The sequence below is a fragment of the Ruania halotolerans genome, assembly GCF_021049285.1.
GTDB classification, from domain to species: domain Bacteria; phylum Actinomycetota; class Actinomycetes; order Actinomycetales; family Beutenbergiaceae; genus Ruania; species Ruania halotolerans.
In genome coordinates, this window is sequence record NZ_CP088017.1 from 1550992 (window position 1) to 1571756 (window position 20765).

Annotated in this window: 18 protein-coding genes and 2 tRNA genes; 11 read left to right on the forward strand and 9 right to left on the reverse strand. The window is 67.0% G+C overall.

Annotated features, from left to right (window positions below):
• Window positions 1-55 precede the first annotated feature (55 nt).
• The 3 genes from arfA to LQF10_RS06780 form a co-directional block, all read right to left on the reverse strand.
• Window positions 56-1567 (reverse strand): arabinosylfuranosidase ArfA, encoded by a 1512-nt coding sequence (gene arfA / locus LQF10_RS06770; RefSeq protein WP_231066720.1) that lies wholly within the window; start codon window positions 1565-1567, stop codon window positions 56-58.
• A 33-nt stretch (window positions 1568-1600) separates the two neighbouring features.
• On the reverse strand, window positions 1601-2923 hold the full coding sequence (locus tag LQF10_RS06775) for a glycoside hydrolase family 27 protein (protein WP_231066721.1): 1323 nt from the start codon (window positions 2921-2923) through the stop codon (window positions 1601-1603).
• A 136-nt stretch (window positions 2924-3059) separates the two neighbouring features.
• On the reverse strand, window positions 3060-4202 hold the full coding sequence (locus LQF10_RS06780) for a LacI family DNA-binding transcriptional regulator (RefSeq protein ID WP_354002636.1): 1143 nt from the start codon (window positions 4200-4202) through the stop codon (window positions 3060-3062).
• Between the two features lie 24 nt (window positions 4203-4226).
• Here LQF10_RS06780 and LQF10_RS06785 point away from each other — a divergent pair, with 24 nt between their 5' ends.
• A complete protein-coding gene (locus LQF10_RS06785; protein ID WP_231066722.1) occupies window positions 4227-4991 on the forward strand; it encodes a fumarylacetoacetate hydrolase family protein in 765 nt (254 codons plus the stop codon).
• A 19-nt stretch (window positions 4992-5010) separates the two neighbouring features.
• Here LQF10_RS06785 and LQF10_RS06790 read toward each other — a convergent pair whose 3' ends face one another.
• Window positions 5011-6021 (reverse strand): LacI family DNA-binding transcriptional regulator, encoded by a 1011-nt coding sequence (locus LQF10_RS06790; protein WP_231066723.1) that lies wholly within the window; start codon window positions 6019-6021, stop codon window positions 5011-5013.
• Window positions 6022-6207: 186 nt separating this feature from the next.
• Here LQF10_RS06790 and LQF10_RS06795 point away from each other — a divergent pair, with 186 nt between their 5' ends.
• The 7 genes from LQF10_RS06795 to gltX all read left to right on the forward strand — a co-directional run bounded on the left by LQF10_RS06795 (window position 6208) and on the right by gltX (window position 12960).
• Entirely contained in the window at window positions 6208-7440 is a 1233-nt protein-coding gene (locus tag LQF10_RS06795) for a sugar ABC transporter substrate-binding protein (RefSeq protein WP_231066724.1), read from the forward strand.
• 11 nt (window positions 7441-7451) lie between these two features.
• Window positions 7452-8405, forward strand: coding sequence for a carbohydrate ABC transporter permease (locus LQF10_RS06800; protein ID WP_231066725.1), 954 nt, complete (start codon window positions 7452-7454; stop codon window positions 8403-8405).
• A gap of 11 nt (window positions 8406-8416) precedes the next feature.
• Window positions 8417-9304, forward strand: coding sequence for a carbohydrate ABC transporter permease (locus LQF10_RS06805; protein WP_435531436.1), 888 nt, complete (start codon window positions 8417-8419; stop codon window positions 9302-9304).
• 21 nt (window positions 9305-9325) lie between these two features.
• Entirely contained in the window at window positions 9326-10108 is a 783-nt protein-coding gene (locus LQF10_RS06810; RefSeq protein WP_435531437.1) for a ThuA domain-containing protein, read from the forward strand.
• Window positions 10105-11148: a Gfo/Idh/MocA family protein gene (locus tag LQF10_RS06815; protein ID WP_231066727.1), complete on the forward strand. Its 1044-nt coding sequence runs from the start codon at window positions 10105-10107 to the stop codon at window positions 11146-11148. Before LQF10_RS06810 ends, LQF10_RS06815 begins: the two co-directional genes overlap by 4 nt.
• Window positions 11149-11209: 61 nt before the next feature.
• Complete coding sequence (locus LQF10_RS06820; RefSeq protein WP_231066728.1) at window positions 11210-11416, forward strand: PLDc N-terminal domain-containing protein; 207 nt, start codon at window positions 11210-11212, stop codon at window positions 11414-11416.
• A gap of 44 nt (window positions 11417-11460) precedes the next feature.
• Window positions 11461-12960: a glutamate--tRNA ligase gene (gltX, locus tag LQF10_RS06825; RefSeq protein WP_231066729.1), complete on the forward strand. Its 1500-nt coding sequence runs from the start codon at window positions 11461-11463 to the stop codon at window positions 12958-12960.
• Between the two features lie 38 nt (window positions 12961-12998).
• On the opposite strand, the gene LQF10_RS06830 is transcribed toward gltX, so the two are convergent.
• A complete protein-coding gene (locus LQF10_RS06830) occupies window positions 12999-13337 on the reverse strand; it encodes an acylphosphatase (protein WP_231066730.1) in 339 nt (112 codons plus the stop codon).
• 144 nt (window positions 13338-13481) lie between these two features.
• Here LQF10_RS06830 and LQF10_RS06835 point away from each other — a divergent pair.
• Both LQF10_RS06835 and LQF10_RS06840 read left to right on the forward strand, forming a co-directional pair.
• Window positions 13482-13553 (forward strand) — tRNA-Gln (locus LQF10_RS06835).
• 55 nt (window positions 13554-13608) lie between these two features.
• A tRNA-Glu gene (locus LQF10_RS06840) sits at window positions 13609-13681 on the forward strand.
• Between the two features lie 62 nt (window positions 13682-13743).
• Here LQF10_RS06840 and LQF10_RS06845 read toward each other — a convergent pair.
• From LQF10_RS06845 to LQF10_RS06860, 4 genes are read right to left on the reverse strand one after another with little or no spacing between them, the layout of a single operon-like run.
• On the reverse strand, window positions 13744-15234 hold the full coding sequence (locus LQF10_RS06845) for a sulfatase family protein (protein ID WP_231066731.1): 1491 nt from the start codon (window positions 15232-15234) through the stop codon (window positions 13744-13746).
• A gap of 46 nt (window positions 15235-15280) precedes the next feature.
• Window positions 15281-16174: a carbohydrate ABC transporter permease gene (locus LQF10_RS06850; protein ID WP_231066732.1), complete on the reverse strand. Its 894-nt coding sequence runs from the start codon at window positions 16172-16174 to the stop codon at window positions 15281-15283.
• The gene (locus LQF10_RS06855; protein WP_231066733.1) at window positions 16171-17136 is read right to left on the reverse strand and encodes a carbohydrate ABC transporter permease; all 966 of its coding nucleotides are present in this window, start codon (window positions 17134-17136) and stop codon (window positions 16171-16173) included. Before LQF10_RS06855 ends, LQF10_RS06850 begins: the two co-directional genes overlap by 4 nt.
• Before the next feature lies 1 nt (window position 17137).
• Window positions 17138-18607 (reverse strand): ABC transporter substrate-binding protein, encoded by a 1470-nt coding sequence (locus LQF10_RS06860; RefSeq protein WP_231066734.1) that lies wholly within the window; start codon window positions 18605-18607, stop codon window positions 17138-17140.
• 298 nt (window positions 18608-18905) lie between these two features.
• On the opposite strand from LQF10_RS06860, the gene LQF10_RS06865 reads away from it, so the two are divergent.
• Window positions 18906-20750 carry a substrate-binding domain-containing protein gene (locus tag LQF10_RS06865; protein WP_231066735.1) on the forward strand — a complete coding sequence of 615 codons (1845 nt, stop codon included), beginning with the start codon at window positions 18906-18908 and terminating at the stop codon, window positions 20748-20750.
• Window positions 20751-20765 lie beyond the last annotated feature (15 nt).

Sequence of the window (20765 nt, forward strand, 5' to 3'; positions counted from 1 at the left end):
GTCGCTTCCTGGTCGGAGGCGGCCACAACGTTGCCCAGCACTCGTTGAGCGCAGGTCAGGCCGTGGCGAGGCGCAGCATTGACCAGGAAACCGGCGGGAGCTCGGCACGCAGCTGGCCGTCAGAGAGCGTGGCCGAGTCGTTCGGCTCCGGCGCCACCGAGGAGTCGTCCTCGGGGGTGGCCTGCCAGGTGTGATCGGGGTTGGCGAGCGTCACGGCCTCAACGATCCGCAGATTGCCCAGACTGGAGACGTCCACGTCCAGGGTGAGGGCCTCGGTGGTGGACCGGTTCACCACGAAGACCGCGACCTCACCGGAGGCGCCATCGCGGGTGGCCACCGCGTCCAGGGCGGAGACCTCGCCGAACTTGGCGGTCTCGTGCACCGGGGCGTCGATCGCCAGCTCGAGCACCTCGCCGGCGGCGTGCTTGGAGGTCAGTGCGAACGGATGGAAGATGGTCTGCTTCCACGAGCGTCCGCCCGGTTCGGTCATGATCGGGGCGATGACGTTCACCAGCTGCGCCTGCGAGGCGGCGTGCACCCGATCGGTGTGCCGCAGCAGTGAGATGAGCAGGTTGCCCACCACCACCGCATCGGCCACGTTGTAGTGGTCCTCGAGCAACACCGGCGCTACTGGCCAGTCGTCGCCGGTCGGCGGGCGGGATTCGGCGCGCTTCTGGTACCAGACGTTCCACTCGTCGAAGGAGATGTGGATCTTCTTGGTGAGCTTGCGGGCCGCGCCCACCGCGTCGGCTGTCGCCGCCACCGAGTCGATGAAGTGATCCATGTCGACGGCGCAGGCCAGGAAGGATGCCAGGTCGCCGTCTTCCTCGTAGTAGTACGCGTGTGCGGAGACGTAGTCCACATGCTCATAGGCCTCGGTGAGCACGATCCGCTCCCACTCACCGAACGTCGGCATCCCGGAGCCGGAGGAGCCGCAGGCGACGAGCTCGAGCTCGGGGTCGATCATCCGCATCGCACGAGCTGTTTCGGCGGCCAGCCGGCCGTACTCTTCAGCAGTCTTGTGGCCGATCTGCCACGGCCCGTCCATCTCATTGCCCAGGCACCACATCCTGATCCGGTACGGATCCTCGGCACCGTTCTTGCGGCGCAGGTCCGACAGGTGCGTGCCGCCGGCGACATTGCAGTACTCGAGGAGGTCCAGTGCCTCCTGCACGCCGCGGGTACCGAGGTTCACGGCCATCATCGGCTCAGTTCCCGATGCCTTGGACCACTTCAGGAACTCGTCGACGCCCACGTGATTCGGGTCGCTCGAGTGCCAGGCGAGATCGAGGCGGGTGGGCCGCTGCTCGATCGGGCCGATGCCATCCTCCCAGCGGTAGCCGGAGACGAAGTTCCCGCCCGGGTAGCGCACGGTGGATACCCCGAGCTCACGGGTGAGGTCGATGACGTCCTGTCGGAATCCGTCGGCGTCGGCCGTGGGGTGATCCGGTTCGTGGATGCCGGTGTAGACGGCGCGGCCGAGGTGCTCCACGAAGGAGCCGAAGGTGCGGCGGCGGACCGGTCCGACGGTGAAGGCGGGATCGAGCGTGATACGAGCGTTGGCCATGATTCTCCTGGTCGGTTCAGCAAGGGTTGACGGTCAGGTCGTGCAGAGCAGGGCGGTACCGTGGGCGTCGAGGTCGAGCTCAAGCACCGCATAGGGATCGGCCGGGTCGATGTCGATCGCTCGACCCGTCCACAGTTCAGTGACGGCACCGGCCCCCGGGGACTGGGCCGACGTGAGCCCTGTGGACGTGAGGGGCACGCGGACCGAACGAGCGCCGTCGGCGGTGTTGAACACCCCGGCCCAGCGGGTGCCCTCCCGTGGGCCCGTGCCCGTGGCGCCCCAGACGATCAGGTCGTCTTCGCGGAGTAACTCGGTGGTGTTGTGGGAGTCTCTTCCGACGGCGAGCACCTCGGTGTTCACGAGGTCGGCCAGGGTGTCGTCCTCGGAGCTGGGCAGGTCGCCGCCGACGAACAGCGGGGAGCGGCCGAGGTTCCACAGGGTGAGCATGGTGCGGCGTTCGGCGGCAGTGAGCATGCTGTGCCGGGGCTGGCCGCGTTCGGCGCGCACCCCGATCCGGCCCAGCGGCAGCATGTCCGCATCGGCCCAGCCGTGTGCCCGCTGGTGTGGTGCCCAGCGAGCGAGCCGGGTGAACTGGGCGTCGAGGTCTTCCCACCGGTCCCACAGGTCGTCCGAGATACGCCACATGTCGGCGTGCCTGCGCAGATGATCGAGGTGGGCCAGCGAGAGATGGGTGCCGGGGGAGAGGGACAGGGTGACGTCTCGCCCGTGGCGTTCCTCGGCGCGGGAGATCGCGGCGGCCAGCGCCTCGATGGCGTCGTGGTGATAAGGGAAGAGCATGTCGTCGACTTTGAGGAAGTCGACTCCCCAGCCGACGATCCGCTCGATCTGCAGATCGAGCCATGCCTGCGAGGCGGGATCGGAGAAGTCGAGGCCGAGGTTGTCGGAGTTCCACGGGCAGCGGGCGGCGGGGTGGCCGGCCGGGAGTGCGATGTCGGCCGTGGTGGCGTCGGTGCCGGGGATCGGCAGGGCTGCGTCGATCGCGCGGCGCGGGATTCCGCGCATCAGGTGCACTCCGAAGCGCAATCCCAGGTCGTGTACCCGGGCGGCGAGGGGGCCGAAACCTCGGCCCCCGGCAGCGGAGGGGAACCGGGCCTCGACGGGCATCTGGACGCCGTCGCCATCCAGCAGCAGCGGGGCGTGGTCGTTGTACCCGCCGGCGCGGGCGGTGGGCTCGTACCACTGGATGTCGACCACCACGGTGTCCCATCCGGCGGGGAGCATCTGCTCGGCCATCACCTGGGCGTTGGCAAGAACCTCGTCCTCGGTGACGGTGGTGCCGAAACTGTCCCAGGAGTTCCACCCCATCGGCGGGGTGCGGGAGGCGGAGCGGTGCACACGGGACCTTTCGTGAGCGGCATGAGTGCCAGCAGACGGTGTTTACATCGATGTAGAACCATCGTGCCCGCTGATTCGGCAACGGTCAATACCGTGTGAACCCGCTTTTCGTGTCTGAACCCGCCGCACAAAGGGTTCAGACACGAAAAGCGGGTTCAGACGCACCGAGGGGCTGCTCGGTGACCGGCACCCGGGAGCCGGGTTGTTCCGACACCACCCGTTCGCCGTCGGTGCCGGTGGACTGGCGCGCGATCACACGCGAGTCGGTGACCACGCGTACGTACTCCGCATCGGAGGTGCCACCGCCCTCGATCCGTGCATGCAGCAGTTCCACTGCGGTACGTGCGATCTCGTCCCGGCCGGGCGCCACGGAGGAGAGTGTCGGCGTGGCGTACCGCACGTCGTCGACGTCGTCGAACCCGATCAGCGCCACCGTCTCGGGTACCTCCACCCGCCGGGCGTGCAACGCGTAGAGGGCGCCCAGGGCGAGAGCGTCGTTCAAGGCGAACACCGCGTCCACCTGGCCGCCGCCGTCCAGAAATGTGCCGAGGGCCTCGGCGCCGGCGGAGCGGTGCCACGGCACCGCCGGGATGAGGAGCGCAGGATCGAATGCTCGCCCGGCGGACTTGAGGGCGTCGCGGTAGCCCGCCAGGCGCAACGTGGCCGAGCCGGTCATCACGCCCGACGGACCGGCAGTGTCCGTTGCGGAGGGTCCGATCACGGCGATCCGCTCCCGGCCCAGGCCGAGCAGGTGCTCGGTAGCAGCGCGTGCCGCCGCGACGTTGTTCATCGTCACGTGGTCGGCGGGGGCACCGAACACCCGCTCGCCAAGCAGCACCAGGGGAGTGTCGATCGCGAACGACGCGCGGTCGGCAGAAGTGAGGCCGAGCGGGGAGAGGATCAGTCCGTCGGTGAGCTGACGGCGCGCACCGGAGAGCACCTCGCGCTCGCGCTCGGCCCGGCCGCCGGTCTGCTCGATCAGCACCGTCAGTCCACGGACGTCCGCTTCGCGGATCACGGCGTCGGCCAGTTCGGCGAAGTACGGCAGGCGCAGCTCGGGGACGGCCAAGGTGATCATCCCGGTGCGGCGGGTGCGCAGTCGGCGGGCGGAGAGGTTGAGCCGATAGCCGAGTGCAGCGATCGAGGCTTCGACCCGGTCCCGGGTCCCGGGCCGGATGTGCGGGTAGTCATTGATCACGTTCGAGACGGTCTTCACGGAGACGCCGGCGTGCCGAGCGACGTCGGCCATGGTGACGGCACGCAGTTCTCGGTCGCTCACCCGGCACACGCTAGCGTGGGACACATGAAGATTGCGCGATTCACCACTGGGGACGATCCGCGGTACGGCGTTCTGGACGGTGAGGACCTCGTGGTCCTCACCGGTGACCCGCTGTACACCCCGCCCGCGCCCACCGGCGCGCGGGTGCCGATCGGCGATGTCCGGCTGCTCGCCCCGGTGATCCCGCGCTCGAAGGTGGTGTGTGTGGGGCGCAACTATGCCGAGCATGCCGCCGAGCTGGGCAACGAGGTGCCTGAGCGGCCGTTGCTGTTCATCAAGCCGAACACCACCGTGGTGGGGCCAGACGATCCGATCGTGCTGCCCACCTGGACGAACGAGGTGCACCATGAGGCCGAGTTGGCCGTGGTGATCTCCCGCATCTGCAAGGACGTGCCGGTCGATCAGGCCGATCGAGTGATCCTCGGATACACCGCCGCCAATGACGTGACCGCGCGGGACGTGCAATCCGAGGACAAGACCTGGACGCGGGGCAAGATGTTCGACACCTCGTGCCCGCTCGGACCGTTCCTGGTGACCGGGCTGGACACCAGTGATCTGCGGGTCCAGGCGCGCGTGGACGGCGAATCCCGGCAGGACGGCTCGACCGCCCAGATGGTCCGTGGCATCCCCGAACTGATCGCCTACGCGTCCAGTATCTTCACCTTGCTCCCTGGCGATGTTCTGCTCACCGGCACTCCCGCCGGCGTGGGACCGATCGACGTCGGCCAGCGGGTCGAGGTCGAGATCGAGGGGATCGGGGTGCTCGGCAACCCGGTCATGCGACGCTGACCTCTCATCGGCCCGGGCCTCACCCGCCCGGTGGTGCCGTGCTGCCGCCGGGCTCGAACGAGCCCGGCACGAGCCGCGGTGGGAGCGGCTCCTCGTTCTCCAGGTTGCGGATGAGCGCCTCGGCACCGAGCCGTCCCAGCTCCGGTCCCGGTGCCCGCATCAGGGTCAGCGGTGGGTCGGACACGGCTCCGCTCTCCACCGCCGCGAGGAGGCCCATCACGGAGACCTCGCGCGGCACCTGTCGACCAATGCGGCGAAACCCGGCCATCAGCCGTAGCGCGGTGTGGTCGTTCAATACCAGGATGCCGGTCGCCTCCGGGTGCGCGGCGATCACCCGGTCGGCCAATGCCGTGACCTCGTCCGACTGCCCCACGTCGATCGTGCGCCCGTCCAGCCCGCGTTCGGCCACGATGGTGTCGAATGCCTCGCGGGAGCGGGCGAACGGCCCGTATCCACGGTAGCTGGGCTCGCCGCGGTTGCCGATGACCAGTGTCAGGCTCCGGTGCCCGAGTGCGGTGAGATGGTCGACGGCGGCCTGCACGGTGGCCTCGAAGTCGATGTCCACGTGGGGATACTTGCCGTAATCGCGGGTCCGGCCGATCAGTGCGAACGGGGTGCCGGCGCGTTCGAGCACATCGATGCGGGGATCCTCGAGTTGAACCTCCATCAGCAGCACCCCGTCGACCAGCCCCTGACCCAGCAGCTCACCCAGTTCCCGACCATCGTTGCTGACCGGCCAGATCACTAAGTGATATCCGCGGGCACTTGCTGCCGCGGCCGCGCTGGTGAAGAACTCCACTGAGGAGGTGCTCAGCGGGTGTTCCAGCACGGGATAGACCAGCGCGACGATTCTGGTGCGCCGACTGGCTAGAGCGCGGGCCACGGCATTGCGCCGGAAGCCGAGCTCGGACATGGCGGCCTCGATCCGTGCACGCGTGGCAGCGGTGACCGGCTTCGTGTCGTTCACCACGAACGAGACCGTGGCGATGGAGACGCCAGCATGTTCGGCGACGTCCTTCATCGTGACCATCGCGGTTCCTCCTTCGCCTCGCTCACACCGACCGGAGGCGAGATCCGATGGATGCTTGACAGCGCCCGAGCGTACGCCGCACAATCGTCGTGACAGCATTTAAGCGCTTAACCTGGCGCGGTCGCAAGAAGCGCCGAGTGGGCGCAGGACTCAGACAGCATCGAGAAGACAGCAAGGGAGCTGATCGTGAAACGACGCATCGTGACCACCCTGGCCGGCGGATTGAGTGCCGCCCTCGCCCTGAGCGCATGTTCAGGCGACGACGGAACGGGCGGCGGTGGCGAGCCGGAAACCGGCGACGTCACAAGCCTCTCCATCCTCGACTACTACAACAACGATCCCGACAAAACGCTCGTTCAGGAGGGGCTGGACGCATGTGCGGACGAGCTCGGCATCACGCTGGAACGGGAGACAGTTCCCGGCGCCGACCTCATCCAGACGGTGCTCCAGCAGGCGTCCTCACAGACCCTCCCGGACGTGCTCATGCTGGACAACCCGGAAGTTCAACAGATCGCCGAAACCGGTGCGCTGCTCCCGCTGGACGAGCACGGTGTCTCCACCGAAGGGTTCGCCCAGGGCATCGTGGACGCCTCGACCTATGACGGCCATCTCTACGGCCTCCAGCCGGTGGCGAACACGATCGCGTTGTTCTACAACGTCGAGATCCTCGAGGAAGCGGGCGTCGAGCCACCGACCACCTGGGACGAACTACGTGAGGCCGCTGCTGCACTCACCGAGGGCGACCAGTACGGCATGGCCTTCAACGCGAACGCCACGTACGAAGGTTCCTGGCAGTTCCTGCCTCCGATGTGGACCAATGGCGGTGACGAGACCGACCTGACCAGCCCCGAGGTGGCCGAGGCGCTGCAGTTGTGGGTGGACCTGGTGGAATCGGGATCGGCGTCGGAGAGCGTGATCAACTGGACCCAGGGTGATGTGAAGGACCAGTTCGCTGCCGGCCGGGCGGCGATGATGGTGAATGGGCCGTGGAACATCCCCGCGCTGAACGAGACCCCCGAGGTGCAATGGGACGTCGTCCAGTTCCCGGTCAATGAGCCAGGGCAGACGCCCGTCGCACCGCTCGGTGGCGAGGCATGGACCGTCCCGGTGACCGGTGACGAGGCCAGTCAGGCCGTGGCCGTGGACTTCGTGGAGTGCCTGAACTCGCCTGAGCAGCAGCTCGACTGGGCTGCGGCGCGATACACCGTGCCCACCCGGACCGACCTGGCCGAAGAGTACCTCGCCGAGCGCCCGGAGATGGAGGCGTTCACCGAACAGGTCGCGAATGCCCGTTCCCGCACGGGTCAACTCGGCCCGGAGTGGCCGGACGCCGCCACAGTGATCTACGAGGCGATCCAGCTGGCACTCACCGGTCAGGCGGAGCCCGCCGAAGCGTTCGAGCAGGCGTCGTCGCGCTGAGGTCCGCTGAGATGACGTCCACTACTGAGGCACCCGCCGGGGCCGGACGCGGGGTCAGCACCCCCGTTCCGCCCCGGCGGCGCCGGAAGATACGCGCCGATGACGTCGGCAGGATCCTGTTCGTGCTGCCCGCCGGAATCGCCATGGCGCTGTTGTTCGGCTACCCGGTGGTCAAGAACGTGCTGATGAGCCTGCAGGAGTACACGCTGACCACGTTCTTCACGGGTGAGGCTCCCTGGGTCGGGCTCGCCAACTACGCGGATGTGGTCAGCGACCCGATCTTCAGCCAGGCGATGCTCAACACAGGACTGTTCACGGCTGGATCGATCGTGTTCCAGTTCGCGATCGGGCTCGCGCTGGCGCTGTTCTTCAAGCAGAAGTTCCCGCTCAGCGGACCGTTACGAGGGCTGTTGCTGCTGCCGTGGTTGCTGCCGTTGATCGTCTCCAGCGCCACCTGGCGCGCGATCCTCGAACAGGATTCGGGCATCCTGAACCAGTTCCTCGGTCTCTTCGGAGTGGAACCGATCGGCTGGCTCGTCTCGCCCTCGGTCGCGTTGATCGCCGTGATCGGAGTGAACATCTGGATCGGCATCCCGTTCAACACCACGCTGCTCTACAGCGGCCTGCAGTCGATCCCGGACGAGCTGTACGAGGCCGGCGCACTCGATGGCGCCACGCACGCCAAGGCGTTCCGGTACATCACCTGGCCCAGTCTGCGGCCCGTGATCTCGGTCGTGCTGATCCTGGGCGTGGTCTACACGCTCAAAGTGCTGGACATCATCCTCGGGCTCACCGGGGGAGGGCCAGCGAACGCCACCCAGACGCTGGCCACGCAGTCCTATCAGCGTTCGTTCGTGGACTTCGAGTTCGGCCACGGTGCGGCGTTGAGCAACATCCTCATCGTGATTTCGATGGTGTTCGCCGTGGTCTATCTGCGCCGCGGCCGGCAAGCGGCGGACGAGTGAGGAGTGCACCGATGACGACGTCGACGAATGCGGCGACCACGACGACGCCCGCGACCAGGACCGCCGAGCGGCGGCGCCCGTCACGCGATCAGGTCAGCCTACGCAAGGCAGCCATGACGGCGGCTGGGGTGGCGATCCTGTGCGTGATGCTGTTCCCGGTCTACTGGATGGTGAACGCCTCGCTGCAGCCCAGTGGGAACACGCTGAACGCGGCACTGATCCCACTTGAGCCGAGCCTGGACAACTACGTCCGCGCGCTCAGCGAGCAGGGTGGGAACCTCCTCACCAGCATCGTGATCGCTTTGGGGACGGTGGTGTTCAGTTTGCTTCTGGCCGCCCCGGCTGCCTACGCACTCGCGCAGTTCCGATTCCGGTGGGTGCCGGTGGCGCTACTGGCGATCCTGATCAGCCAGATGATCCCCGGCATCGTGATCGCCAACGCGTTGTACAGCGCGTACGAAGGACTCGGGCTGCTGAACTCGATTCCTGGCTTGATCCTGGCGAACTCCACCAATGCGATCCCGTTCGCGATGCTGATCATGCGCTCGTTCATGCTGGGTGTGCCGCCCGCGATCGTCGAGGCCGCTCGCGTGGATGGGGCCGGCCTGATGCGCACGTTCATCTCGATCGTGGTGCCGGTCAGCCGGAACGCGATCATTACCGCGGGACTCTTCACGTTCCTGTTCGCGTGGAGCGACTTCCTGTTCGCTCTCACGCTGACCACCACGGATGAGATCCGGCCGGTGACCCTCGGTATCTACCAGTACCTGGGCACCCAGGTACAGAACTGGGGCGCGGTGATGGCCACCGCCGTACTCTCAGCGATCCCCGCGATCGTGCTTCTCGTGGCCGCCCAGAAGTACATCGCCGCCGGGGCCACCGGCGGTGCCGTGAAATAGCGAGACGACGAGAAGGAACGAATGATGACGAAGTCCGAGACCCTACGCGTGATCGTATGGGGCGAGAACCGGCACGAGCAGGTCGAGCCGCACGTGGCCGAGATCTACCCGGACGGTATGCACGCAACGATCGCGGACGGTATCCGGGAAAACCTCCCGGATGCTGAGGTGAGCACCGTCACGCTGGACGATCCCGAGCACGGCCTCACCGAGGAGGTGCTCGCGGCGACCGACGTGCTGGTCTGGTGGGGGCATGCGGCCCACGGCGAGGTGCGTGACGACGTCGTGGAGCGGGTACACCGCCATGTGTTGGACGGGATGGGGCTGCTGGTGCTCCACTCGGGCCACTGGTCGAAGATCTTCGGCAAGCTGATGGGCACCAGCTGCACGCTGCGCTGGCGCAGCGAGCAGGACCGCGAGCTCGTCTGGACCGTCGACCCCACGCACCCCATCGCGCAAGGCGTGCCGAATCCGATCATCATCGATCAGCAGGAGATGTACGGGGAGTTCTTCGACATCCCCGCCCCTGACGAACTGATCTTCATCTCCTCCTTTACCGGGGGAGAGGTGTTCCGCTCCGGCTGCACCTTCCGGCGCGGCCACGGGAAGATCTTCTTCTTCTCCCCGGGCGATCAGGACTTCCCGGTCTACCACCACGAGCACGTCCGGAAGGTGATCGCCAACGGTGTTGCCTGGGCCCGCACGGTCCGCCCCGAGCGTGCCACCCCGACCCTGCTCCGATACGAGACCGGCGAGTTCTTCGCCGGGCACGGGTACACCGGCCCGATCGAGGGAGCCGAATGACCGTCCCGGCACAGTCGGCGAGGCCCTTGCGGGTGATCCAGGTTGGCGCCGGCGGAATGGGCCGAGCCTGGTTGCGCACCATCGTGGCCAGCCCCGACGTCGAACTGGTAGGCGTCGTGGATCTGGATATGGACGTCGCACGGACCGCCCTGGCGGAGACCGGGGCTGGGCCGGCGCAGGTGGGCGCCTCCCTGACGGAACTGGCTGCTGCCACCTCAGCGGACGCCGTCGTGAACGTGACGGTGCCGGCCGCACATAGTCCGGTGAACCTCGAGGCGCTCGCGCTGGGCCTGCCCGTGCTGTGCGAGAAGCCGATGGCGGAGTCGGTCGCGCAATGCCTGCCGATGATCGCGGCGGCGGAGCGGGCCGGGCAGCTACTGATGATCTCCCAGTCGCGGCGCTACTACAGCCAGCTGGCGTCGCTGCGGGAGGTACTCGGCGGACTGGGGCCCGTGGAGGTTGCCCGGTGCGATTTCGCTCGCGCACCGCATTTCGGCGGATTCCGGGAGCAGATGGCCGAGCCGCTGATCGTGGATATGGCGATCCACCAGTTCGATCTCGCGCGTGATCTGATGGGCGCCGACCCCGTGAGCGTCTACTGCGAATCGTCCAATCCGAGCTGGTCCTGGTACGCCGGCAATGCGGTGGCGACTGCGGTGTTCACATTCGCGGGCGGTAGCCGGTTCGCCTACACCGGCACCTGGTGCGGGCCGTACCCGGAGACATCGTGGAACGGCACATGGCAACTGGGTGCCAGCGGCGGGGGAGTGCGGTGGGACGGCGATCACCTCCCGACGGCGTACGCCCCCGACGGTGCGCCGCTGGCGGTGCACGAGCGTAAGGTGCCCGAGGAGATCGCCGGCTCGTTGGCCGAGTTCGTGGCGTGCCTGCGCGACGGCACCGAACCGGCGACGGCGGGTTGGCGGAATGTCATCAGCGTCGCCATGGTCGAGGCGGCGGTGCGATCCTCAGCTGAAGCCCGGGTGGTCACCATCGCCGAGGTGATGGACGGGGCCCGCGAGACGGCGTTCGCGACCTGAGCGTTGCAGGGGTTGTGGTGCCCCGCTACCGTGTCGGCAGGATCGGACGAACGGGGGACGTATGGGCGTCAGCTACGACGTGGCCTTCACTCTGGCGTGGGTTCTTCCCGCGGTGCTGATGGTGGTGGCCCTGGTCAGTGCAGTCCGCCATCCGGGGCTTCGGGATCTCGTGCAGGTGGCATGGTTCGCGCTGATCGTGCTGGCGCCCGTGGTGGGCCCGATCCTGTGGTTCGTGGCTGGCCGCAGATCGGTCGCCCGGCAGGCCTGACCACGGGGAGCGTCCGGCTCCGGCACCAGTAGGCTGGAGCCATCATGACGACTCCCGCTTCCGGCGCCGATGTGCGCGTCCGCTTCTGCCCCTCGCCCACCGGGACCCCGCACGTCGGGCTGATCCGTACGGCCTTGTTCAACTGGGCGCAGGCCCGCCACCACGGCGGCACGTTCGTGTTCCGCATCGAGGACACTGACGCCGCGCGGGACAGTCAGGACAGCTACGACCAGCTCCTCGACGCCCTGCGGTGGCTCGGCCTCGACTGGGACGAGGGTGTCGAGGTGGGCGGGCCGGACGGACCGTACCGGCAGTCCGAGCGGTCGGCGATCTACGCCGACGTCGCTGACAAGCTGCTTGCCTCCGGGTATGCGTACGAGTCGTTCTCCACCCCGGAGGAGATTGAGTCCCGCCACCGGGCCGCCGGGCGGGACCCCAAGCTCGGGTACGACGGCTATGACCGCGACCTGACCAAGGAGCAGAAGGCGGCATTCCTTGCTGAGGGCCGCACCCCGGTGTTGCGTCTGCGGATGCCGGCCGAGGACATCACCTTCACCGATCTGGTGCGGGGCGAGGTGACCTTCGCCGCCGGCTCGGTGCCCGACTTCGTGATCGTGCGCGGCAACGGGCAGCCGCTGTACACCCTCACCAACCCCCTCGACGATGCGCTGATGCGGATCACGCACGTGCTGCGCGGAGAGGACCTGCTCTCCTCCACCCCGCGGCAGATTGCCCTGCACCGGGCGCTGACCGAACTCGGAATCGCCGAGGGGGTGCCCGCCTACGGGCATCTGCCGATGGTGACGGGCGAGGGCAATAAGAAGCTCTCCAAGCGCGCTCCCGAGTCGAACCTGTTCCTGCATCGCGAGCGCGGCTTCATCCCCGAGGGTCTGCTCAACTACCTGGCGCTGCTGGGCTGGAGCATCTCCCCGGACAACGACATCTTCACCCAGGCCGAGATGGTGGCCGCTTTCGATGTCTCCGACGTGAACCCGAACCCGGCGCGGTTCGACCAGAAGAAGGCCGAGGCGATCAACGCCGCCCACCTGCGGCTGCTCCCCGCCGAGGACTTCCGCGCCCGGCTGGTGCCGTACCTGCACGAGGCCGGCGTGGTTCCCGCGGCCACGTTCAAGGAACTGACGGCGGAGCACCAGCAGTTGCTCGAGCTCGCCGCACCTTTGGTCCAGGAGCGGATGACGTTACTCGGCGAGGCGCCCGGGATGCTCGGGTTCCTGTTCATGGCCGATGACGCCGTGGTGATCGCTGAGGACGCGCGCGAGGCATTGCGACCAGAGGCGGCTGAGGTGCTCGACCGCTCGATCACGGTGCTCGAGGGGCTTCAGGATCTCAGCCCCGAGCCGCAGCAGGCGGCGTTCAAGGCGGTGTTGGTGGAGGAGCTGGGTATCAAGCCGCGATTCGCGTTCGCCCCGTTGCGGGTGGCGATCACCGGGCGGCGAGTCTCACCGCCATTATTCGAGTCCATCGAGATCCTGGGAAAGGACTCGGCACTGACCAGGCTCAGGGCGTTGCGCGCGACGCTCTGAGTCGGTCGTGGGAGGTCGTGGCTGTGGGCAGCTCCAGTTCAGCGACGGATCTCGAACGAGGGGTGACCGGCGGGTTCTTCTTCGAAGATCTCCCGGGCGCTCACCCGTGCCCGCGGGGGACCGGTGGCCAGCCATTCCACCAGGTCGTCGACGGCGCCGGGTGTGCCTTCCACCCAGACCTCCACAGTGCCATCGGGCAAATTGCGAACCCAGCCCGTGACACCGAGAGGTTCGGCGGCGCGGCGACAGGACGCCCTGAAGTTCACGCCCTGAACTCGGCCGGTCACAGACACCCGACGGGCCACGTGCGCACTGGGGCGAGACTCGCGCGTTGCGGGCGGTTTACGGCCACTCGGTCTCCACTTCACCGCTCCCATCTTGCCTGATGTGACGTCGCCCACGCGCGCCGGTTTGGGTGCCAGCGCGCTCTCCGGTACAGTTTCACGTCGGCACGGCGTTCGCGTTCGCGGTCCTCAAGGCGTGTGTGAGGGTAGGAAAACGGAGCGAACACCTTGACACCATGGGGTATGGTGTAATCGGCAGCACGACTGTTTCTGGTACAGTTAGTCTAGGTTCGAGTCCTGGTACCCCAGCGAGAATCGTCCCGGGTCGCTCCCCGGAGTCCGGTACGGTTCTTTTTTGTTGCACGGCCCCGTCGTCTAGTGGCCTAGGACGCCGCCCTCTCAAGGCGGTAGCGCCGGTTCGAATCCGGTCGGGGCTACATCGGAAGGCCCCCGCTCATCGAGCGGGGGCCTTCGTCATTCTTGCTCGGAGTAGGGCGGCTCAGAACTCCGAGAGGCGACGCTGGGACCGGTCCTCGGTGGCCACGAGGACGTCCAGCAGCATCCGCTCCAGCTCCAGGCGTGTGCCATCGGCTTCCGGAGCGTTCCACAGGTTCACCTGCTCGTGTGGGTCGTTCGCGAGGTCGTAGAGTTCGCCTTCTCGCGCGCGTGCTGTGGACGGCGGTCCGTGGTGCACCACGATCTTCCAATCGCCCTGGCGCAGCATCGTGGTGTGCACCGGGGGGTCGTAGGGCCAGCAACTGTTCCGGTACTCCGAGAGCACCCAGTTCCGGTCCTCCCAGGCGCTCGTGTCCGCGGCGCTACCGCTACCCTCGTTGCTGTCCCTGTAGGCCTCGCCGGCATCCTCGGTGCGCCACAACGGTGCCAGATCCCGGCCCTGCTGCCTCGGCATCGCGTCCACCCCGGCGGCGGCGAGTAGCGTGGGGGCGAGGTCGATCCACTCGACTAATTCATCGCGAACAGTCTCGGGCTGGATCCGACTCGGCCAACGCACGAGCAGAGGCACCCGGACTGAGCAGTCGAACATCATTGGCCCCTTGAGCAGCATCTGGTGGTCGCCGAGCATCTCGCCGTGATCGCTGGTGAAGATGACGATGGTGTCCTCGGCCAGCCCTTCTGCCTCCAAAGTGTCCAGAATCCGCCCCACTTCGTCGTCCACGAGGGTCACCATCGCGTAGTAGTGGGCGATGATGTCTTGAATCTCGGAGTCTGTGTGCTCGGCGAAGCCCCGTGAGGCGCCGGCGTAGGACTTCTTCGAAGCCTCGCTGTAGATTGCGGGCTTGGTGGAGAGGTCCGAGTGGATGGGACCGGGGAGCGCCTGGGCGTCGTAGCGCCCGCGGTATTCCGGCGGGGAACCGAACCCGTGGTGCGGATCGAAGAAATTCACCACGAAGCAGAACGGCTTGTCCTTCTCCCGCCCGGTAGTGAGGTACTCGATGGTCTCCTCGCCGATCCAGCGGCTGTAGTGCTGCTCGGTGGGCAGGGTGTCGATCGCCGCTGCCCCACCCCGCGCCATCGCGTCATCCAACACCCCAGGGAAGGTCTTCTCCAGCCAGGTGTGATAGTGGTTCGCCTCACTGCGCACGTAGGGGTCGTGCGACCACCGGAATACCCGGAACCCGTCATCCACCCGGGGCTCGACCCGGTGGTGTTGGGCAGCGCCGAGATGGAACTTGCCGACCAACCCGCAGTCGTACCCGGCGTCGGTCAGAGCCCGAGTGAACAGCTGTTCGTCCGGGTTGATGTCCACGCCGTTGGCCCACACGCCGTGATTGTGCAGGTATCTGCTAGTCATCAAGCTGGCGCGCGAGGGTGCGCACACCGACGATTGCACGTAGCAGTTCGTGAACCTGGCGCCCTGGGCGGCGAGCCGGTCAAGGTGCGGGGTCGTGATGTGCGGGTTTCCAGAGGCGCCGAGGGCGTCCCAGCGCTGCTGGTCGGTGCTGATGAGCAGGATGTTCGGGCGAGTCATGAATCTCCGTCAGACAAGAGGAAGGGGCAGGGAGTCGTGGGGTGAGTCAGTTCTTCACGGCACCGGCGATTCCCTCCACGAAGTGCCGTTGCAGCGCCAGGAACAGCACGAGGATCGGCAACAGCGAAAGCGAGGCCGCCGCGGCGAGACCGGACCAGTCGGTCGAGTTCGTGCCTTCGAACGCGAGCATCCCCACAGCCAGAGTGCGGTTCTCCGGCACGCTGAAGGTGAACACCAGCGGGAGGAAGAAGTTGTTCCACGTGGCCAGAAAGGTGAGCACGACCACTGTCGAGGTGATCGGGCCGGAGAGCGGCAGCATGATTCGGAAGAAGGTGCGCAGGAATCCGGCACCGTCCATGACGGCGGCCTCCTCCAATTCCTTGGGCACCCGGGAGAAGAACCCGGCGTACAGCAGCACGGCTGCCACGTGGCCGCTCCCGGAGAGCGCGAGGATCAGTCCGACATGGGTGTTCAGCAGCCCCATCAGGTCTGTCAGCTCCACCACCGGCACGATGAACAGGCCGGTAGGGATGAACATCGTGGCGGCGAGTACGCCCACGAGAAGCCGCCGCCCAAGGAATCGGAATCGAGCGATGACATATCCCGCCGCCGCGCAGCGCACGACCACGATCATCACCGTCGCCACGGTGATGATGATGGTGTTCAGCATGTAACGGTCGAAGCCGGCATCACTCCAGGCGCGCGCGTAGTTGTCCCAGTGCCAACTTTCGGGCCACAGAGACAGTCCGGAACTGAAGATCCCCATCGCATCCTTGACTGATGCGGACAGAATCCACAGCAGCGGGTAGACCCAGGCGAGAGCCACGACGGCGAGCACGACGGTTTGGGTCCACCGCACCGCGCGCCGGGACAGCCGTGATCGGCGTACGCCCGGTGCGCCGAGGGGCATAGTGTCTTTGGTCAACGAACGCGTGCTCATGCGAGCACCTCCTTGCGTGCCCGGAGCGTGCGGCTGATGAGTAGCAGGCTGCCAACAAGGAGTACGGTGACCACCCCGAACAGCACGCCGAGGGTCGCTGCGTAGCCGAGGTTCGGATTTGCCGCGGCGAACGCCTGGTCGTAGATGTAGACCTCGGTGACCATGGTCGAGAAGTACGGTCCGCCGCCGGTCATGGTGAGCACGAGGTCGAAGATCTGCATCGTCTCCACCACGGTGAGCAGACCGATGATGACGGTGAAGGGCACCAGGAGCGGCATGGTGATGTGCGCGAAGCGCCCCCACGCGCCGGCACCGTCGAGCTCGGCGGCCTCGTACAAGGTGACCGGGACCGTCTGCAGGGCGGCGAGCCAGTAGATCATCGTGATGCCCATCCACTTCCAGATGTGCACACCCATCACCGACCACAACGCAGTGTCAGAGCTACCGAGGAAGTCCACCGGTGAAATGCCGATCAGTTCGAGCAGGGCATTGACCGGACCGCTGGAAGGATCCAGCACGAACCCCATCACGATTCCGATGATCGCCGTGGTCGCCACCACGGGGATGAAGAACGCTGTGCGCAGGAGTCGCGCCAAGGGGAGCCGCGGGTTGTTCAGCATGATGGCGAGTACCAGGGCGAGTGCTACCCGTACTGGCACGGTCACGGCGATGATGAGCAGCGTCACGCCGACCGACCGCCAGAACAATGGGTCGGCCAGGGCCCGTTCGTAGTTGGTCAAGCCGGTGAACGAACGGTCCGTACCCAGACCGCGCCAGTCCAGCATCGAGTAGAAGACGCTGGACAGGCTCGGCCAGACGGTATAGAGCCCGAACAGCAGCACAGTGGGCACCAGGAATGCGTACACCCACGGGCTCAAGCGTCGGTGCACCGGGCCCTTCGAAGCGCTGCTCCCGGCGGCAGTGCCATGGCGGAGGTTCCTCTGGGTGAGAGTGGCCGTCACGTCAGTACTTCTCCGGATCGTAGTCGGTCCCGAGTTGGTAGTCGCTGAAGATCCAGTCATCGATGGACACCTCGGTTCCGTCCGCCGTCACGGTTTCGATCGCACGGTCACGCTCGGCGCTGAGGCCGTCGCTGTAGGTGGTCAGCGCCACCCGTGCATCGTCGATGTCGCCACCGAGATAGCCCTGGACGATCTCCCCCAAAGTGGGGCGGATCTCTTCCATCTCGGCGATGACCGATCCGACGGCCGAGTTGCGGGCCAGCGGACTGGGTGCCAACCGGCACCACTGGCTGTAGATGTCGATGGCGCGGGCGTAGGACGGGTCCACGTCCGCTTCGGCCACCACGGAGAGATCAGCGGGCGGCTGATCCATGTTCTGCGCCAGCGCCAGTGCGAAGTCCGGGGTGGTCAGGAGGGAGAACAGTTCGTTCACGGCCTCTCCATGCGAGCTGGTGGCCGATTGCCAGAACTGCCCGGTGGCGGGGCCACGGGCGGAGTAGCCCGCGCCGTCGGGGGTGGGCATATTCGCTACCGAGATGCGCGGCAGGAAGTCGGCAAACTGTCCGCTCAGCACGCCCGGGTTCCACGGACCGTCGAAGAAGACCGCCGCCTCGCCGGCAGCCCACCGGGCCCGCGCCTCCTTGGCATCCAGCGAGGTTGAGGCGGGCAGCATGACGCCGTCGGCGATGAGCGATTGCAGGAATTCCAGTGCGTCCACGAAGCCGTCGCCGTGGAACACGTAGTCACCGGTCCGCGGGTCGGTGATCTCGGGAGAGGAGGCGCCGGAGGTGTTGAACGCGAGTGGCTGGCCCGCCCCCTGCGCCAGGTCGATCAGGTGCTCCTCGAGACGGCCGTCGAAAGCGATGTTGGTGACCCAGCCGGACATCTGCCCGGCGGCGGTGATCTCGCGGCAGATCCTGCGGAACTCCTCCCAGCTGAACGTCATCGCGTCTGGGTCGCCGCCTGCACGCTCGACCTCCTCGGAGACGAACCAGGTCAGACTGGAATGCTGTCGGTGGGTGAAGATCGGTACTGAGTAGACCTCACCCTCGAATATGCTCACGCCTTCGACGAGCAGCCCTTCCATCGCCGCCTGGGCTTCGGCGTTGAGAGCCACCGGGGAGATCAACTCGCGCGAGACCAAAGCGGGGGTCGGAATACCGGTGAGGTTGCTGAACACGTCGGGCATCTGGTCGCTACCCAGCGCGAGCTGGAGTGCCTCACCCATGTCGTTCGGGTTATAGACGGTGCGCTCCACCTGCGCACCTCCGTCCTCGGCCCAGGCCGCGAAGACTCCTTGTATCGCTCCCTCCAGCGGCTCGAAGTGGTCCCACCACTGCAAGACGCCAGAGTCGGTTGCTCCCTCACTTGAGCCGGAACCTGCTGAGGAGCGGTTGCAGCCGGCGAGAGCAGCGGCGATCGCGGCGGCAGCGGACGCGCCGAGAACTGTGCGTCGGCTCGGGATGATCATGGAAATCTCCTTCGCTGGGTACATCGTTGTACCGGGGACGTTAGCCATGCACATCGAGCAGGTCAACGGCGCTCGGAGCCAGCGAACGACTGTCGAACTGTCGGCAAGAACCGCGATGGAACCAGCTACTTACGGCCACTGAAGGCTCGTGATGTGGTGTGAGGTCGCCACTCGGGATCGGTCGCCTGATAATGTTGACGTCGTCGAGTGCTTCATTAGTCACTGGACATTGGGAGGTCGTGTGGGTCGGGCGCCAGCCCTTGTGCTTCGCGCAGGTGATCGCGACCGGTTGGAGGCGATGACGGCGAGCCCCCGGGCCGCGCTTGCGCTCCGGGCGCGAGCGGTACTCCTCGCCGCGGACGGCATCTCGCATGTGGAGATCGCGGCTCGGCTGGCGGTCTCACGGCAGAGCGTGGTGACCTGGCGGCGCCGATACTCCGAATCCGGCCCGCTCGGCCTCGATGATCGGGATCGCTCCGGACGCCCAGCGGCGACCGATCCGTGGGTGCTGGTGGCGGCCGCCCTCACGCCCGAGTACGCCAGGACTCGTGCGAGCTCGCGTGAGATCGCCGCGCGTCTGGGGGTCAGTGCGGCGACCGTGTCCCGCGCGTGGCGGGCACACGGATTCATGCCGTTGGACGGTGGCGCGGTGCGTCTCAACAGTGTTCCGCCACTTGACCTGAACCACATCGAGCTGGTCGGTATTCATGCGGCGGGCGGATCCGGTGTCGCGGCGTTCCGGCGTCGTAGGCTGCCCGGCGGTTCCGAGGGGAACCGCGGTCGATCTGGTCGGCGAGGTCGTCGGGACAGTGATGGGAGGCCTCGCCAGGAAGCGGACGCGCGGGATGGGAGCGTCGCGATGACTATGAGTCACCACCTGGCGATCGCCACCATTGCCGATGACGATCCGGAGGCGATGCGCGAGTTTCTCCGTGCTCACGAGGACTGCGAGGTGCTCGTCACCCCGGACGCGGCCGCGCTGGGCGTACACCGCGCTCCCGACCTGTCGACGTGGCACGCCATGGTTCGATTGCTGGCCGCACTGCACGAGCGTGGCGAGAGGGCAGCACTGGCATTCACCGGACCGCCGACCGTGCTTGGCGACGTGCGCCGCCGTCCAACATCTTCTGAACCGACATCGACGGGGTCTCGCGTCACGATGCGGGAGGTGGCGGCAGCTGCCCGTGTCTCGATCAAGACGGTCTCGAATGTGCTCACCGGCGCCAAGAAGGTGGGCCCAGACACCCGAGAACGGGTGGAGGAGGCGATCGAGCGGCTGGGGTACCAGGTGAATACGGCCGCACGTCAACTCCGCACCGGCCGGCGTGGGCAGGTGGTACTGGCCGTCCCCGAGTTCCAGGTGAACTACTTCGCTGAACTGGCCGAGCGGCTCATCGACGCCGGGGCCGGACGGGGCATCAACATTCTCGTGCAGATGACGCGCGGGCGACGCGAGCGCGAGTTGGAGATCGTTGCGACGGCGCGCGGGCTCGCCGACGGAGTGATCATGGTGGCCCAGGGAATGAGTGAAAACGACCTGTACAAGCTCTCGGCGAGCGGGCCATTCGTCCTGCTCGGTGAGAACGTCAGCGGTGCATCGGTAGACCACATCACGATCAGCAACGCCGATGCTGCTCAGACGGCCATGGACCACCTGCTCGCCTCCGGGCGCCGGCAGGTGGCGCTGCTCGGATCCGGCACCACCCCCGTGGCAGCGGCTCGTGTGCGCGGCTGCCGAGCTGCGGCTGCCGCGTATGGCCTGGAAGTGGACGAGCGCCTCCTCGTTCCGGCGGGGCCGTGGCATCGCGACGCGGGGGAGCTGGCCACCCTGGACTTCCTTGACCGAGGCGTGCCCTTCGATGCGATCGTGGGCTTCAACGACGAGCTGGCGCTCGGCGCTGCCCGGGCACTGCTCACGCACGGAATCCGGGTGCCGACCGATGTGGCGATCGTGGGGTTCGACAACTCCCAGGACGCCGCCTACTCCACTCCGAGCATCACCTCCATTGCCCCCGACATGGCGCATATCGCGCGCCGAGCACTTGACCTCATTGACGAGCGCCAGCAGTTCGGGGGAGGAGCGCGACCTCCTGTCCAGGTCACCGCGCCGTACACATTGGCGGTGCGGGAGTCAGCGCCCTGAGCCGTCGACCGAGGC

Excerpts from the sequence above, each read along its gene's own strand:
- arfA (WP_231066720.1), bottom strand. The coding sequence starts at position 1,567 with ATGGCCAACGCTCGTATCACGCTCGATCCCGCCTTCACCGTCGGACCG.
- LQF10_RS06785 (WP_231066722.1), top strand. The coding sequence starts at position 4,227 with ATGAAGATTGCGCGATTCACCACTGGGGACGATCCGCGGTACGGCGTT.
- LQF10_RS06790 (WP_231066723.1), bottom strand. The coding sequence starts at position 6,021 with ATGGTCACGATGAAGGACGTCGCCGAACATGCTGGCGTCTCCATCGCC.
- LQF10_RS06800 (WP_231066725.1), top strand. The coding sequence starts at position 7,452 with ATGACGTCCACTACTGAGGCACCCGCCGGGGCCGGACGCGGGGTCAGC.
- LQF10_RS06805 (WP_435531436.1), top strand. The coding sequence starts at position 8,417 with ATGACGACGTCGACGAATGCGGCGACCACGACGACGCCCGCGACCAGG.
- LQF10_RS06810 (WP_435531437.1), top strand. The coding sequence starts at position 9,326 with ATGATGACGAAGTCCGAGACCCTACGCGTGATCGTATGGGGCGAGAAC.
- LQF10_RS06815 (WP_231066727.1), top strand. The coding sequence starts at position 10,105 with ATGACCGTCCCGGCACAGTCGGCGAGGCCCTTGCGGGTGATCCAGGTT.
- LQF10_RS06820 (WP_231066728.1), top strand. The coding sequence starts at position 11,210 with ATGGGCGTCAGCTACGACGTGGCCTTCACTCTGGCGTGGGTTCTTCCC.
- gltX (WP_231066729.1), top strand. The coding sequence starts at position 11,461 with ATGACGACTCCCGCTTCCGGCGCCGATGTGCGCGTCCGCTTCTGCCCC.
- LQF10_RS06830 (WP_231066730.1), bottom strand. The coding sequence starts at position 13,337 with ATGGGAGCGGTGAAGTGGAGACCGAGTGGCCGTAAACCGCCCGCAACG.
- LQF10_RS06845 (WP_231066731.1), bottom strand. The coding sequence starts at position 15,234 with ATGACTCGCCCGAACATCCTGCTCATCAGCACCGACCAGCAGCGCTGG.
- LQF10_RS06850 (WP_231066732.1), bottom strand. The coding sequence starts at position 16,174 with ATGAGCACGCGTTCGTTGACCAAAGACACTATGCCCCTCGGCGCACCG.
- LQF10_RS06860 (WP_231066734.1), bottom strand. The coding sequence starts at position 18,607 with ATGATCATCCCGAGCCGACGCACAGTTCTCGGCGCGTCCGCTGCCGCC.
- LQF10_RS06865 (WP_231066735.1), top strand. The coding sequence starts at position 18,906 with ATGACGGCGAGCCCCCGGGCCGCGCTTGCGCTCCGGGCGCGAGCGGTA.